Genomic DNA, 14,058 nt, shown 5'->3' with positions numbered 1-14,058 from the left:
GCCTACTCCTTGTACCGGTAGCCGACGCCGTAGAGCGTTTCGATCTGCGAGAAGTCGGGATCGACCGCCTTGAACTTCTTGCGCAGCCGCTTGATGTGGCTGTCGATGGTGCGGTCGTCGACATAGACATGCTCGCCATAGGCCGCGTCCATCAGCTGGTCGCGGTTCTTCACATGGCCCGGCCGCTGGGCCAGCGCGCGCACGAGCAGGAATTCGGTGACGGTCAGGTCGATCGGCTGGCCCTTCCAGCTGCAGGCGTGGCGGGCGCCGTCCAGCAGCAGCGGGCCGCGGGTGACGATCTGGCCGGGATCGGCCTCGGGGCTTTCGCCGCGCAGGGCCTCGCGCCGCAGCAGCGCCCGGATGCGCTCGATCAGCAGCCGCTGCGAGAAGGGCTTCTTGATGTAGTCGTCGGCGCCCATGCGCAGGCCCATCAGCTCGTCCAGCTCGTCGTCCTTGCTGGTCAGGAAGATGACGGGCATCTGGGTGGTCTGACGCAGGCGTTGCAGCAACTCCATGCCGTCCATGCGCGGCATCTTGATGTCGAGCACGGCGAGGTCGGGCGGGCGCTGGCTGAGGCCGCGCAGCGCCTCGGCGCCGTCGGTGTAGGTGCGGACGTCGAAGCCCTCGGCCTCCAGGGCGATGGAGACCGAGGCCAGGATGTTGCGGTCGTCATCCACCAGGGCGACGGTGTGGGCCATGGTCGTAACAGATCCTATCGAAGCGGGTCAGGTTGAAGCGGGTCATGGCGGCCGGGTCGTGGAAACCCGGAAATGTTAGCGGAAACATCAGGCATAGAACGAGTGGTCATTCCAATACTTTATGCCAGAGTCCAGGTACCGGAGGCAGTTTTCTCTTTTCCCGCGGCATTTGCATGGTTCAATATGGCGGCAATGCGGCGCCGAACAACGGTGCCGCGCGGGAGAACGCACTCGTTTGGGAATGAGTTTTTCGAACGCCCTTCCCGCGTCCTCTCCGACCGGCGCCACGCCGGACGGCACGGAGGGCGCGATGCCGCCGGGCACCGACCGAAGCGGTCCGGATCCCGCCCGGCGCGCCCGGTGCCTGATGCGCGCCTGCGACCGCGCCACGCTCGCCACCGCGCAGCGGCCGGCGGAGGACGGGACCGGTTCCGATGCGGCCGGCTGGCCCTATCCCTCGCTGGTGCTGGCGGCGTTCGACCATGACGGCAGCCCGCTGCTTCTGCTTTCCATGCTGGCCGACCACACGCGCAACCTGCTGGCCGACGGCCGGGTCGGGCTGCTGTTCGACGGCACCGCCGGGCTGGCGCAGCCGCTGACCGGCGCCCGCCTGTCCCTGCTGGGCCGGGCGGAGCGGTCGGACGATCCGGCGCACCGCGCGCGCTACCTGCGCCGCCATCCCGACGCCGCCCTCTATGCCGGCTTCGGCGATTTCGCCCTCTACCGCGTGGCGGTGGAGCGCGCCCATCTGGTCGCCGGCTTCGGCCGCATCCACTGGCTGTCCGCCGCCGATCTGGACCTTCCCGCCGCCACCCCCGCCCTGGCGGCGGGCGAGGCGGCGCTGCTCGACCGCCTGAACGGCGCCGGCTACGGCCCCCGGCTGGCGCCCGCCCCGGAGGACGGAGGGGATGGCTGGACCCTGACCGGACTCGACCCGGAGGGATGCGACCTGCGACGCGGGGGGTACGTCGCCCGCGTCGATTTTGAGCAGAGAATCCAGGACCCCGAATCGGCTAAACTGATGCTGGACAGGCTCGTCCGGCCGCAGGACGGGTCCGGAGAACCCGGAGGATCGACATCCGGGACCGAAAAAGACAGAACCGCAAGGGCTGGAACCGGAACAGACGGCGGCGGAGGTGCCTGACGGACCCCGATGCCGAAACACCAGGACGATAAGAAGAAGATAAGAAGGTCTGTCAGTCGAAAAGACGACAACGAGAGAGGCGGGAAGCCAACCGTCAGCCTGCCAGCCGCAAGCATAAACGACCAGCCGAGAGGTCGCTTCGACACCACCGGGCGCCGCACCAAAAACAAGAACGCGGCGCGCGGGCACGCGCAACCAGGAGAACACTTCAGTGGACCATAACGGATCGACCCGTTTCCCGTCCGGGGCCTTGGCCCCCAGACCTGTCGCCTCAGGGCCGCCTTTTGCACCGTATCGTCGCCGCATCCTGCCGGCGCAGCGCAACGCGGCGGGCGTCCACCCCGGCCGCCCGTCCGGACCGTCCTGCCGCTGAGGCGGACGCCGTCCATCCGACACGACAACGGACAAAGACGGCCGGACCGGCCGCGGGATCCCCGATGGGGGATGCCCGGCGCAGGGGTACCGGCCCAGCCTTCGAGAGGGACGATATGACTGGTAACACACGGACGCGGAACAAGAAGCTCCTGGCCTGGGTCGAGGAGATCGCGCTGAAATGCCAACCGGAGCGCGTTCACTGGTGCGACGGGTCGCAGGAGGAATACGACCGTCTCTGCAACGAGATGGTCGAGGCCGGCACCTTCATCCGCCTGAACGAGGCCAAGCGCCGCAACTCCTTCCTCTGCCGCTCCGATCCGGGCGACGTCGCCCGTGTCGAGGACAGCACCTACATCTGCTCGCGCACCCGCGAGGAAGCCGGTCCGACCAACAACTGGATGGACCCGGCCCAGATGAAGGCCAAGCTGGACGGCCTGTTCGAAGGCTGCATGCGCGGCCGCACCCTGTATGTGGTGCCGTTCAGCATGGGGCCGCTCGGCTCCGACATCGCGCATATCGGCGTGCAGATCTCCGACAGCCCCTATGTCGCGGTCAACATGCGGATGATGACCCGCATGGGCCAGAAGGTTCTCGACATCCTGGGCGACGGCGACTTCGTCCCCTGCCTGCACTCCATCGGCGCCCCGCTGGAGCCCGGCGAGCAGGACGTGGCCTGGCCCTGCAACGCCGACAACAAGTACATCGTCCACTTCCCGGAGGAGCACCGCATCGTCTCCTACGGCTCGGGCTACGGCGGCAACGCGCTGCTCGGCAAGAAGTGCTTCGCGCTGCGCATCGCGTCCGCCATGGGCCGCGAGCAGGGCTGGCTGGCCGAGCACATGCTGATCCTCGGCGTGGAGAGCCCGGCCGGCGAGAAGACCTATGTCGGCGCCGCCTTCCCGTCGGCCTGCGGCAAGACCAACTTCGCCATGCTGGTCCCGCCCAAGGAGTTCGAGGGCTGGAAGGTCCGCACCATCGGTGACGACATCGCCTGGATCAAGCCGCAGCCCGACGGGACGCTGCGCGCCATCAACCCGGAGGCCGGCTTCTTCGGCGTCGCCCCCGGCACCAGCGTGAAGTCGAACCCGAACGCGCTGAAGACGCTGGACCACAACGTCATCTTCACCAACGTCGCGCTGACCGACGACGGCGACGTCTGGTGGGAAGGCCTGACCGAAGAGGCGCCCGCCCACCTGATCGACTGGCAGGGCGAGGACTGGACGCCTGGTTCCGGCCGGCCGGCCGCCCATCCGAACAGCCGCTTCACCGCCCCCGCCGCGCAGTGCCCGTCGATCGACCCGGCCTGGGAGGATCCGGCCGGCGTTCCGATCAGCGCCTTCATCTTCGGCGGCCGCCTGTCGAAGACCTTCCCGCTGGTGTTCGAGGCCTACAACTGGCGCGAGGGCGTCTATTGGGCGGCGACCATGGGCTCGGAGGCGACCGCCGCCGCCGTCGGCCAGGCCGCCATCCGCCGCGACCCATTCGCCATGCTGCCTTTCTGCGGCTACAACATGGCCGATTACTGGAACCACTGGCTGTCGATGGAAGGCAAGGTGGAGAGCCTGCCGCGCATCTACCGCGTCAACTGGTTCCGCAAGGACGAGAACGGCAAGTTCGTCTGGCCGGGCTTCGGCGACAACATGCGTGTGCTGAAGTGGATCGTCGACCGCGTCCGCGGCCGCGCCACCGACGTGGCGGAATCGCCCTTCGGCTACTCCCCGCGTTACCAGGATCTGAACTGGTCCGGCCTGAACTTCCCGGCCGACAAGTTCGCCAAGATCATGGACATCGACCGCAAGGAGGCTGAGGCCGAGGCGAAGGACCAGGAGGAGCTGTTCAACCGCTTCGGCGACCGCCTGCCCGAGGAGATCGAGCAGCAGCGGCTCGCCGTGCTGAAGCGGCTGGAGACCAGCCCGGACGTCTGGCGCATCGGCTGACCGGCCACAACGTCATACAGGTAAGGATAGGGGCTGCCGCGAGGCGGCCCCTTTTCCGTTGCGGCGGACAAGATGACGCGGAATTCATCCGGAACCAGCCGGCGAATAGCCAATCCAGGCGCCGCCGCCGGGAGTTTCCAGCCTTTGCAAGGCGGCCGCTTCCTTACCTGCCGTCTTCGCCTGTCGGTGATTTAACCGGATTGTCAAACTAATCGGGCATAAAGTCGCCGCGCCGGAGCGCGCTTGCCAGGGAGGGCGACATCATGACCGATCATCAGCTTCCACCGCAGGACGGTGACGGGTCCGCGGAGCCGACCTCCCCATCCGCAAAGCAGGATGTCGGCGAGCAGGATGCCGCCGACCACGAAGAGGCTGGCGGGACGCTGGCCTCCAAGCGCCAGCCCTGCGCCATCAGCGGCAAGCGCCGGCCCAAGCGCGACCTGATCGCGCTGGACGCGCTGCGCCCCAGCCTGGCCGACCGCATCCGCCACGACCACCCGCATCTGGAGCCGGAAGCCCAGATCAGCCGGCAGGAGCTGGCGCGCTACCGCTCGCTCTATGTCGCCGAGCTGCTGAAGGAGGAGCATGGCGAACTCAGCGAGCTGGACCGCGAGGTCGCCGAGAGCCTCGCCCGGCACGAGACGCTGGCCGAGAACCCGGAGGAGGAATACGACGACCACCGCACGCTGGGCGAACGGCTGTCCGATGGCCTCGCCACCTTCGGCGGCAGTTGGGCCTTCCTGATCTCCTTCGCCGCTTTCCTGGGCGTGTGGATGCTGATCAACATCATCGAAGGCGACATGAAGGCCTTCGATCCCTACCCCTTCATCCTGCTGAACCTGCTGCTGTCCTGCCTCGCCGCCATCCAGGCGCCGGTCATCATGATGAGCCAGAAGCGTCAGGAGGCGAAGGACCGGCTGCGCTCGGAAAACGACTATCGCGTCAACCTGAAGGCCGAGCTGGAAATCCGGCACCTGCACGAGAAGATGGACTATCTGATCCAGCGCCAGTGGCAGCGGTTGACCGAGATCCAGCAGCTGCAGCTGGAGATCATGCAGGAAAAACGCCTGCGGAGATGACGGGCTTCCGGCGGAACCGGCGGCGCGTCAGCGCTTGCGGCGGCCGTCCAGTTCCAGCATGCCGCGCAACGCGGCGATGGTCTTGCTGAGCGGTGTCGGATCGGGAGCGGGCTTCGCGGAGGTTTCCTCCCCCGTCCCGGCGTCCCCCGTCCCGGCATCCGGCGGCTGGACGTTCGCCGGCGGGCGCGGTTTGCCGGCACGGGGTTTCGGCTGGGGCGGGGGGCTCTGGGGAGCCTGCTGAACCTCGTCTTCGACCAGTTCGCGCAGGGCCTTCATCGCCTCCTCGATCTCGCGCTCCTGGGCGGAGCGGCGGCCGGCAGGGGCAGGCTCCGGCACGGGATCGGGATCGATCCGGCCGGTGGGCGGGGACCAGCCGTCATCCTCGTCCCGATCGGGAACCAGGTCGTCCTCGTCCTTCCGCCGGGCGACTTCGCGGTGGACGGGCTTGTCGGCATTGCGCGGAACCTTGCGCGGCGGAGGCGGCGCTTCGTCCTCCTCCGGCTCGGTCGCCGCATCCTCGATCATCGACCGCAGGGCGGCAAGGGTGCGGTCGTAGCCCTCCTCGTCCTCCGGCGGCGGGGGCGGGCGCTGGGCGCGCCGCTCGGCCCGATGCTGATCGAAATCGAGCGGCTCGCCGGCCGGCCGCAGGGACGGCTTGGCCGGATTGGACACGGGAACGGAGGCGGGGGCAGGCTTTTCCGGATCACGGATCGCGAAGGACAGGATCTCGTCGTCCGACGGCTCCGCGCCGTCCGGAGCCATCTCGTCGAACCCATCCTCCCGGCGGTCGTCCTCGGCTTCCGCCCGCCAGGAGTCGGGGTCGTCATCCCAATCATCCTCGAAATTCCTGCGCACCAGGACGTTGGGCGAGAAGACGGGCGGCTCATCGCCGCTCCGGTCATCCCAATCCAGACCGCCCCGCAGCGGCTTACCGTCGACCGGGCCGTCGGCATAGGGATCCGGCTCGCCATCATCCTGATCGTCGTCGGAGCCGTAGGCCTGCGCCAGCAGCCGGCGCATCGCCGTCAGCGTCTCATCCGCGCCGTCGCCGTCATCGGAGTCATCCTCTGCGGAATCGCGGTCATCGACGTCGCGGGTGCCGGAATTCCCTGGAAGGCCGGGTTCCGGCCACGCGTCATTGGCAGCCGTCCTGTCATCGTCCCAATCGTCAGCGTCCTCCGCGCTCTCCTCGTCGGACGGCCCGGCACGGCCCAGGCGGGCCGCCATGTCGGCGAGCGAGACGGGTTCCCACAGCGGAACAGCCCCATCGTCCGCCGGACCATCGGCCACGAGGTCCGACAGCGGCAGATCCGACAGGCGCTTGCCGAGAACGGGCGGAGAGGCAGGCGGGGGAGCGGGCGGTTCCACCGCTGTCTCTTCCCGACCGCGACTGTCCTCGCCGCTCCCGCTACGCAGCGAGGCGAGCAGGCCGTTCAGCGCTGCCAGCGGAGCGTCGAAGGACGGTTCGTCGTTCACGGCAGCCGGATGGGCAGCCGGAGGGGTGGACAGGATCGGCCGGCTTTCGATGTCGCGGGAATCGCAGCGCGAACAGCGGTAATGCGGCGCGATCGACAGAACCGGGTAGTTGGGGCCGAAGCGCCGTTCCAGCATGGCACGGGGCAGCACCCCGCCATGTCCGCAGCCGCGGCAGCGCAGTTGTACGTCGGCGTCGATGTCGCGGAGGAACAGCATACGGGCCATGGCGCGCAGTATAGCGGCGGCCTCGCGGCTTTCCCATTCGTTTCAGGCCGATCTTTTTCAGGCCTGTGCGTTCCTGGCCGCAATTCGCCGCTGCGGTGCATTCGCCGCAGCGGCGGAACCGGGTCACACCGCGCGGGTAACGGTCAGGCCCTGTTCGGACAGGCTGTCGAAAACGTCCTTGAACTTCCGCAGGTAGCGGATGCGGTAGGAGTCGAAATCGGCGGCGATGGCCGCCTCGGCATTCTGGGACTTTTCGAACTCGGACACGCGGTGGGCGTTCTCGGCGCGGTACAGGGCGAAAGCCCCCTTCGTCACCAGATCATTGCCGACCGGGTCTGCGTCTTTCGATTTGTCGCTGATCATCAATCCATGTCCAAGTGGAGTGGACATCCGGCCTCCGGAGCCGGATGCTCGGCGGGGCTGCGGGCCGAGCCTGCACTGCGCGCCCTTGGGCGTGGCAGTGAGGCACAGCCGCTGGAAAAAAGCCTACGCCCGCTTTCCCACCCCTGCAATGCTGCGGCGCGTCATCACGCCACCACCCCGCGCAGGGCGGCCATGCGGTCGCGGTCGACACGGATGCGGTCCAGATGCTGGGCGATCACCGCGGTGATCGGCAGGGGAAGTTCCTTCGCCATCGCCTCGTCATAGCGGCGCAGGCATTCGCTCTCGCCGCGTTCGACCTCCGTGAGGATGGCGGCACGGTCGTGGCCGAGCACGCTGGATTTCAGTTCCAGGAAGAAGCGGTGGGCTCCGCCCAGCATGGTGCCGCCCATGTCCGGCGCACCGCCCTGTTCGGCGACCAGCCGCTGAATCTCGCGGACGATGGCGCCGCGCTGGGCGGCGAGATCGTTGAACAGGGCCTTCAGATCCCCGTCCTCGGCGGATTCGGCTGCCTGCCGATAGCCTTCGTGGCTGTCCTCGACGATGCGGATCAGGTCGTTGAGCGTATCGACGATCTCGGCTTTTTCCATGGCGCCAGGTCCTCCCATGCGTCCCCTACGGTGCCACAACCCGGCGGCCGGGCCGAATGTTCCCACCGACGACACCCAACAGACCGGGAGCAAAAGGGAGGCGGATGGGAGCAATCCGACTGAGCCGGCCGACTGGGGCCAGCCGGATCCACGGCAGCGCTGCCTTACGCGACCGCTTCGGAAACGGCGCGCATGGAGGTCCGGCGGCGGCCGGCCGAACGCCGGAAAATCCGGGTGCGCCACAGGCTGACGCAATGGCCGGTGAGGCCCATGGCGTCCGAAGCAAGCCCGAAAGCAGAGCCCGCGAGCAGATTGTGCCCCGACCCGACCAAGGTCCCCAGGATGAAGAACAGCCGCATCCGGCCGACCGCGCTCTGCCAGCGGCCGAGCGTCGCCAGCAGGAATCCGGTGGCCGACAACGCCGACATCGGCCCCTGCCAGCTCAGTGCCGCCACCGCCAGCGCCGCCGGCACGGTCAGCGCATAGAGCAGGCCAAGCGCCCGGCCCGGCTGCCGGCGGACGCGCACCGCCATCTGGATCAACCCCAGCCCGCACATCATCATGCCGGTATGGGCGCCCAGCAGCAGGAAATGAACCAGAAAGAGAAAGGATGCGGTCGCTTGTGCCAGCAGGATCGCCCGCCGGCCGACGAGCAGCGTCGACAGGGTGGCGGCCGACAGGCCGGCGATGCCGGTTGCTGCAACCGGGGAAGGGGTGAAAGGAAGGGCCGTCAAGGTCGGGAGAGAATCCAGCAGAAACACCGTCATGGAGCGCCTTCGCATGAAGAATATGCCGCAGTGCAGCGAAGGCGGCGGACGCTAGTCCCGGACGGTTAATCAGGTGTGAACATCGATGTGACCGGAAACAGACCAAAAGACGACCATCGGGAAGTCTCCGACAGTTGAGCCACACCATCATGTGAAGCCCGATCTATGGATCAGTGATTATTGTGTGTTCTCTGGCCATGCCGTCCGGCGCAGGGGTCAGTCCCGAGGGATTTGTCAGGCGACGGCTCGGCGATTTCGGGTTGGATCCTGTCCATCCTTGCCGTTGGCAAAAAGGACGTCCGGCGGCATTCTCGCCGCTTCACGGCTGCACCGGGATCGGCAGCATCGGAATCGACGGACACCTTATCGAAGGGACCGGATTGGGATCGGGGGATCATCCGCAATCCGGATAAACTGGGGGGACCACCATGGCGCTGTATGGACGGCATCCCGCCTCGCTGGGCTGGGAACCGAAGCCGAAGTCGAGCAAGACCGGCGCATCGCGCACCCATGCCGGACGCGCCGCCCGCAACGCACCGCTGTGCTGTTCCTGCAACCGGCCGATCCGCGCCGGCGACCCGCATTGGGCCGGCCATGGCGACCATAGCCCCTGGCACTATGCCTGCGCCGAGCGGGCCGGCCTCACATGGTCATGGACCGTCCGGCCGGCCGTGCCGCCGCTTCCGACCGCGGAGATGGACTGACCCCGCCATCGACATCGAGGCTGGCGACACCCGGACCGGCCAGCGCCTCTTCGCGCCCGCGCCGATAGGCCTCGCGTTCGGCGTCAAGAATAGCCTCCGCCAAACGCCGTTCGAACTCGCGCTCCACCAGGGCGGAGAACAGGTCGATGCGGAAACGCGCCTGCAGGGACCGGCTCAGCCGGCGGGCTCTTTCGATCGGCGGCATAAGCGGGCTCCTTTCGGCTGAGGGACGCTGTCGCGCAGCTTCAAGGATCACGGCGTCCCCGGCAATTGCGCCATCGGCGAACCACAAACGCAAAAGAGAGCGCCCATCCGCACCCATCGGCACGAACCGCTCGTTCTCGAAAACCGGATTTTCAAAAGGGAAGCGCCAGCGCGGCAGGCGGCATGGCGGATGGAGCGGGTGAAGGGAATCGAACCCTCGTCGTAAGCTTGGGAAGCTTCTGCTCTACCATTGAGCTACACCCGCGCGCCCGCTGTTTATAGGCGACTGCCGCGCCGGATACAAGAGCGGAATCAAGCACTCGCAGCGGTGGGAACGGCGGCCTGCGGGGCGGCGTCCGTCGTCGGGAGCGGGGCGGCGGGACGGCCGGAGATGGCGCGGGCGACACCGCCGGCGATCACGCGCTGGCAATGGTCGGCCAGGGCCTTGCGGCTGGAAAAACCGTCGATCGTCACCGGCGGGTGGAACTCCACCTCGACCGTCATGCCGCCCAGGCGGAAAGCCTGCCAGAGGTGCGGCGCCAGATCCATGTCGCCGTACCAGGCATAGAAGGGGCGGAAGGCGAAGCCCATCGGGATGCCGTCCAGCCGGGTGGCGGCGATGCTGACCGGCTGGACCGTCAAGGGGCGGCCGTCGATGCGGCGGGCGGCGACGGCGAACAGGGCGGTCTTGAAGGGCAGCGTGCGGTTGCCGTCGCTGGAGGTGCCTTCCGGGAACAGGACCAGGCTGTCGCCGGCATCGAGGCGGCTGCCGATGTCGTCGCGCTGCTTGTCGACCGAACTGCGCGCCTTGCGCTCAACGAACACCGTACGCTGCAGCCGGGCCAGGAGACCGAAGAAGGGCCAGCTCCCGACTTCCGACTTGGCGATGAAGGAACCGGGGATTTGCGACCCCAGAACCACGATATCCAAGTAGGAGGAGTGGTTGGACACGAACAGCACCGGCCCGCCGGCGGCCCGTTCGCCGCGCACCACCACGTCCAGCCCCATCAGCCGGGTGCAGACGCGGTGATAGAAGGCGGGCAGGCTGCGGCACAGGCGCCAGCCGCGCGCCACCGCCAGCGCCTGCAGCGGGATCAGCAGCAGCGTCCACAGCAGGTACAGGGTCAGGCGCAAAGCCCCGCGGGCGGAGGATCCCAGGGCGCGCGCGGTGCGGGTCATGGGCGCCTCAGCCGGTCTGGCTGTCGCGGCTGCGACGTTCGTAATGCTTGAAATACTTGTCGGTGATCAGGTCGGTCTTCACCACGATGCAGACGTCGGTGGTGTTGAACTGGTGATCGATCACCGCGCCGTCGCCGATGAAACCGCCCAGCCGCAGATAGCCCTTGATCAGCGGCGGCAGGATGGTCAACGCCCGCTTCGGATCGATGCGGTCCTTCGCCATCCGGTCCAGCGACACGAAACGTTCCGGCAGGGCGGTCGCCCGCAGCTCCGGCGGGGCCAGATGATGATGGTAGAGGTAGGACAGCGGCTCCGCCATGGCGTCCGGATCGATGCCGGGCAGGCTGGCGCAGCCGAACATCAGCGCGATGTCGTATTGGAACACATAGGCGGCGATGCCCTGCCAAAGCAGCTGCATGCTGCCGCGCGTCCGGTAGCCGGCATCGACGCAGGACCGCCCCAGCTCCAGCACCTCTCCGGGATAGCTGGCGAGCCGGCCGATGTCGTATTCGTCGCTGGAATAGAAGCGGCCGACCTTCTCGGCGGCGGGCCGGCGGATCAGGCGATAGGTTCCGACCACCATGTCGGGACCATTGCCGCGGGCATGGTCGATGACCAGCAGATGGTCGGCGACACCGTCATACTCGTCGAAATCACGGCCCTGGACCTGCATGGCGGCAGAAGGAACCGCGGCCATCTCTTCATAGAAGACGCGGTAGCGCAGCGCCTGCGCCCAGTCGACCTCCGCCGCCGACCGGGCCAGCCGCACCTCGAGCGTACCCAGCCGGATGCCGTCCATCACCTTGTCGCCAGTCACTTGATCGCCGGTCATCTGGTCACCGGTCACCCGATCGGCGCCGGCCCCATCGAAGCCGGCTGCGTCCGGTAAGGACGCCTCGCGACGCTCCGGGCTAGTCCGGGTCATGCCCGGCTGGTCCAAGCTTGCATCAGCCATGTCGACGGTCCGCTGCGATGGTTCGGAACTGTGCGCCGCGCCGGCCTGCCGCCGCCAAGCCACGGCGGCCGGGTCGGGACGGGCAGCGTCGCACGCACCACAAGGCATAACACGATCCGCCGGTTGCCGGTCAACCGACATCGTAGCGCGCCGTCAGCCGACATCCGCAGGGATCCGGGCAGCCCGATTTTGGAAGCCCGGCTTCTGGACAATGGTCCGCCAGCCGCCATCGGTGAGGACGGGGCTGGGAAATGGGAGGGCGGGCAGGGGCGGCGGCGTCACGGCGCCGGTCCGCCCTGCGGACACCCCGTTCCTCAGGCGCCGCGGCGGGCGCGGGTGCCGAGACCGATCTGCTTGGCCAGCGAGCTGCGCTGGCGGGCGTAGTTCGGCGCGACCATCGGGTAGTCGGTCGGCAGGCTCCAGCGGTCACGATATTCTTCTGGAGTCATATTGTACGCCGTCTTGAGATGGCGCTTCAGCATCTTCAGCTTCTTGCCGTCTTCCAGGCAAACAATATAGTCCGGCGTGACCGACTTCTTGATCGGCACGGCGGGCTGCGGCCGCTCCTCCGCCACCACCGGCTCGGTGCCGACGTTGGCCAGCGACTTGTAGACCTGTTCGATCAATGTCGGAAGATCGGTCAGCGAGACTGTATTGTTGGAGACATGCGCCGCCACGATCTCCGTGGTCAGAGACAACAGCGCGTTGGAAGGGGACCCGTTGCTCATGTAAGCTTGCTCCGCGGCATTCGTACCTCACCATATAAAGAGGTTTTCTGCATCGTGCAATATCCATCCTTTGGCGCAAAGAGGAATCGGTGACCGAAAAAATCTCCGCAGACTTGTTTCTCGACATCACCTCGCAGGTTTGTCCGTTAACCTTCGTCAAGACCAAGTTGATGGTGGAGCGGATGGACGCGGGCCAGACCCTCGAAGTCCGGCTGAATGCCGGCGAACCCTTGGAAAACGTTCCACGATCCTTGATGGAGTTGGGGCACAGCATTCTGTCTGTCCGCCCCGAACGAATGGATGAGCCGGAGGGAGTCCACCGCCTGATGGTGCGGAAAAATTAACCCCTATGCTCCCTCCAGATTGCGGCGCAGAACAAGCGCCGCGACCCGGCCGTCGGCCCGTTTGTAGTATCCGGGGCGGCGCCCGACGGAAAAAAAGCCGCTGGCCTTGTATAGAGTCCATGCCGCCGGATTATCTTCGGCGACTTCAAGAAACAGCGCAGTCGCACCCAGGTCACGCGATCCGCCGACTGCGGCCTCGACCAGCAGGCGGCCGATACCGCCGCGGCGCGCCTGCGGCAGCACGCCGATGGCCAGGATCTCCGCATCCTCCGCCGCGACGCGGGCCATGACGAAGCCGACCGGCTGGTCCAGCGCATCGAGCGCGATGACGACCAAGCCGGCCGGCGGGCTGCTCAAGGTGGCGATCGACGCCTCGTCCCACGGATCGTCGGGGAAACAGGCCTGCTGGAGGGCCGCAACCACCCCGGCCTCCAGCGGACCGGCGGGGTGGAGGCGGATGGCCGCTGCGGTCATGCCGCGGTGCCCGCAGCCGACTTGCGCCCCGGTCCGGCCACCGCGGCCTTCGGCAGGGTGACGTCGGGCGGACGGAGATAGAAGGGGTCGACCGGCAGGCCGGCGGGACGGGCGGCTCCCAACGCCGCAACCACGGCGGCATCCGGCAGTCCGTCGCCGGCCGCCACCGTGAGATCGCCCCTCCCGGCGAGCAGCGGGACCAGCGCCGCCGCCGCGTCGCCCGCCAGCAGCAGCGGTCCGGGCGGGCACAGGGCGTCGAGCCAGCCGGGGATCGCCGCCGGATCGGGCATCGCCGGGTCGCCGACGCGGACCAGCGCCGCGTCATACAGTTGCAGGAACGGCTCGGCCCGCCGGCTGTCGACGGCGACCAGAAGGGAGCGGCCGGCACGCTCGGCTTCCGGCACGCCATGGGCGATGGCGTCGAAGCTGGTGATGCCGACCACCGGCAGGCCCCGGGCGACGGCGATGCCGCGCGCGGCGGCCAGCGCGATGCGCAGCCCGGTGAAGGCACCCGGCCCGACGGTGACGGCGATCCGGTCGAGATCGGCGAAACCGACGCCGGCCTCGGCCAGCACCTCCTGCGCCAGCGGCACCAGCACCTCGGCCTGACCGCGCGCCATCGGCGGACTGCGCTTGACGGTCACACGCACGCCATCCGCCTTGCCCGCGCCCGCCTGCCCGGCCGATCCCTCCCACACCGCAGCGGAACAGCCGGAGGTCGCCGTATCCAGACCCAGAACCTTCATCACTCCACCTTCCTGGCCGCGGCCTTCCGCCGACGGCCGATCTTTGATACGC

Annotated in this window: 16 protein-coding genes and 1 tRNA gene; 5 read left to right on the top strand and 12 right to left on the bottom strand. The window is 67.9% G+C overall.

From position 1 onward, the window contains the following. Positions 1 to 2: 2 nt before the first annotated feature. The gene (locus tag JHL17_RS16255; protein WP_200194599.1) at positions 3 to 698 is read right to left on the bottom strand and encodes a response regulator transcription factor; all 696 of its coding nucleotides are present in this window, start codon (positions 696 to 698) and stop codon (positions 3 to 5) included. Positions 699 to 939: 241 nt separating this feature from the next. Here JHL17_RS16255 and JHL17_RS16250 point away from each other — a divergent pair, with 241 nt between their 5' ends. The 3 genes from JHL17_RS16250 (at position 940) to JHL17_RS16240 (ending at position 5,233) form a co-directional block, all read left to right on the top strand. Then, positions 940 to 1,842: a HugZ family pyridoxamine 5'-phosphate oxidase gene (locus JHL17_RS16250; RefSeq protein ID WP_200194597.1), complete on the top strand. Its 903-nt coding sequence runs from the start codon at positions 940 to 942 to the stop codon at positions 1,840 to 1,842. A 488-nt stretch (positions 1,843 to 2,330) separates the two neighbouring features. Beyond that, entirely contained in the window at positions 2,331 to 4,154 is a 1,824-nt protein-coding gene (locus JHL17_RS16245; RefSeq protein ID WP_200194595.1) for a phosphoenolpyruvate carboxykinase (GTP), read from the top strand. A 263-nt stretch (positions 4,155 to 4,417) separates the two neighbouring features. Continuing rightward, positions 4,418 to 5,233, top strand: coding sequence for a DUF1003 domain-containing protein (locus JHL17_RS16240; protein WP_200194593.1), 816 nt, complete (start codon positions 4,418 to 4,420; stop codon positions 5,231 to 5,233). Positions 5,234 to 5,260: 27 nt separating this feature from the next. Here the strand turns inward: JHL17_RS16240 and JHL17_RS16235 are convergent, their stop codons facing one another. From JHL17_RS16235 to JHL17_RS16220, 4 genes are all read right to left on the bottom strand, one after another. Further along, positions 5,261 to 6,925 (bottom strand): DUF951 domain-containing protein, encoded by a 1,665-nt coding sequence (locus tag JHL17_RS16235; RefSeq protein WP_200194592.1) that lies wholly within the window; start codon positions 6,923 to 6,925, stop codon positions 5,261 to 5,263. Between the two features lie 132 nt (positions 6,926 to 7,057). After that, entirely contained in the window at positions 7,058 to 7,297 is a 240-nt protein-coding gene (locus JHL17_RS16230) for a hypothetical protein (protein WP_200194591.1), read from the bottom strand. 164 nt (positions 7,298 to 7,461) lie between these two features. Beyond that, the gene (locus JHL17_RS16225) at positions 7,462 to 7,905 is read right to left on the bottom strand and encodes a ferritin-like domain-containing protein (RefSeq protein WP_200194590.1); all 444 of its coding nucleotides are present in this window, start codon (positions 7,903 to 7,905) and stop codon (positions 7,462 to 7,464) included. Positions 7,906 to 8,069: 164 nt separating this feature from the next. After that, positions 8,070 to 8,639: a YgjV family protein gene (locus JHL17_RS16220; RefSeq protein WP_200194589.1), complete on the bottom strand. Its 570-nt coding sequence runs from the start codon at positions 8,637 to 8,639 to the stop codon at positions 8,070 to 8,072. Positions 8,640 to 9,100: 461 nt separating this feature from the next. Between JHL17_RS16220 and JHL17_RS16215 the strand changes: the two genes are divergently transcribed. Then, on the top strand, positions 9,101 to 9,376 hold the full coding sequence (locus JHL17_RS16215) for a hypothetical protein (protein WP_200194588.1): 276 nt from the start codon (positions 9,101 to 9,103) through the stop codon (positions 9,374 to 9,376). On the opposite strand, the gene JHL17_RS16210 is transcribed toward JHL17_RS16215, so the two are convergent. From JHL17_RS16210 to JHL17_RS16190, 5 genes are all read right to left on the bottom strand, one after another. Continuing rightward, positions 9,315 to 9,581, bottom strand: a complete 267-nt coding sequence (locus JHL17_RS16210; RefSeq protein WP_200194586.1) for a hypothetical protein — start codon at positions 9,579 to 9,581, stop codon at positions 9,315 to 9,317. The genes JHL17_RS16215 and JHL17_RS16210 overlap by 62 nt on opposite strands. Before the next feature lie 190 nt (positions 9,582 to 9,771). Beyond that, positions 9,772 to 9,845, bottom strand: a tRNA-Gly gene (locus tag JHL17_RS16205). A gap of 47 nt (positions 9,846 to 9,892) precedes the next feature. Then, positions 9,893 to 10,759 carry a lysophospholipid acyltransferase family protein gene (locus tag JHL17_RS16200; protein ID WP_200194585.1) on the bottom strand — a complete coding sequence of 289 codons (867 nt, stop codon included), beginning with the start codon at positions 10,757 to 10,759 and terminating at the stop codon, positions 9,893 to 9,895. A gap of 7 nt (positions 10,760 to 10,766) precedes the next feature. Beyond that, positions 10,767 to 11,714, bottom strand: a complete 948-nt coding sequence (locus JHL17_RS16195; RefSeq protein ID WP_200194584.1) for a GNAT family N-acetyltransferase — start codon at positions 11,712 to 11,714, stop codon at positions 10,767 to 10,769. A 314-nt stretch (positions 11,715 to 12,028) separates the two neighbouring features. After that, entirely contained in the window at positions 12,029 to 12,442 is a 414-nt protein-coding gene (locus JHL17_RS16190) for a Ros/MucR family transcriptional regulator (RefSeq protein WP_200194583.1), read from the bottom strand. Positions 12,443 to 12,531: 89 nt separating this feature from the next. On the opposite strand from JHL17_RS16190, the gene JHL17_RS16185 reads away from it, so the two are divergent. Continuing rightward, entirely contained in the window at positions 12,532 to 12,786 is a 255-nt protein-coding gene (locus tag JHL17_RS16185) for a sulfurtransferase TusA family protein (protein ID WP_200194582.1), read from the top strand. Positions 12,787 to 12,789: 3 nt separating this feature from the next. Here the strand turns inward: JHL17_RS16185 and JHL17_RS16180 are convergent, their stop codons facing one another. Together JHL17_RS16180 and tsaB are read right to left on the bottom strand one after the other, a co-directional pair. Continuing rightward, positions 12,790 to 13,260: a GNAT family N-acetyltransferase gene (locus JHL17_RS16180; protein WP_200194580.1), complete on the bottom strand. Its 471-nt coding sequence runs from the start codon at positions 13,258 to 13,260 to the stop codon at positions 12,790 to 12,792. Then, positions 13,257 to 14,006, bottom strand: coding sequence for a tRNA (adenosine(37)-N6)-threonylcarbamoyltransferase complex dimerization subunit type 1 TsaB (tsaB, locus tag JHL17_RS16175; RefSeq protein ID WP_200194579.1), 750 nt, complete (start codon positions 14,004 to 14,006; stop codon positions 13,257 to 13,259). The genes JHL17_RS16180 and tsaB overlap by 4 nt, the downstream gene beginning before the upstream one ends. Between the last annotated feature and the right edge of the window lie 52 nt (positions 14,007 to 14,058).

The sequence above is a fragment of the Azospirillum endophyticum genome, from assembly GCF_016595245.1.
GTDB classification, from domain to species: Bacteria; Pseudomonadota; Alphaproteobacteria; order Azospirillales; family Azospirillaceae; genus Azospirillum; species Azospirillum endophyticum.
Note: the sequence above shows the minus strand (reverse complement) of the source record. Positions and strands in the feature narration are given on the sequence as shown.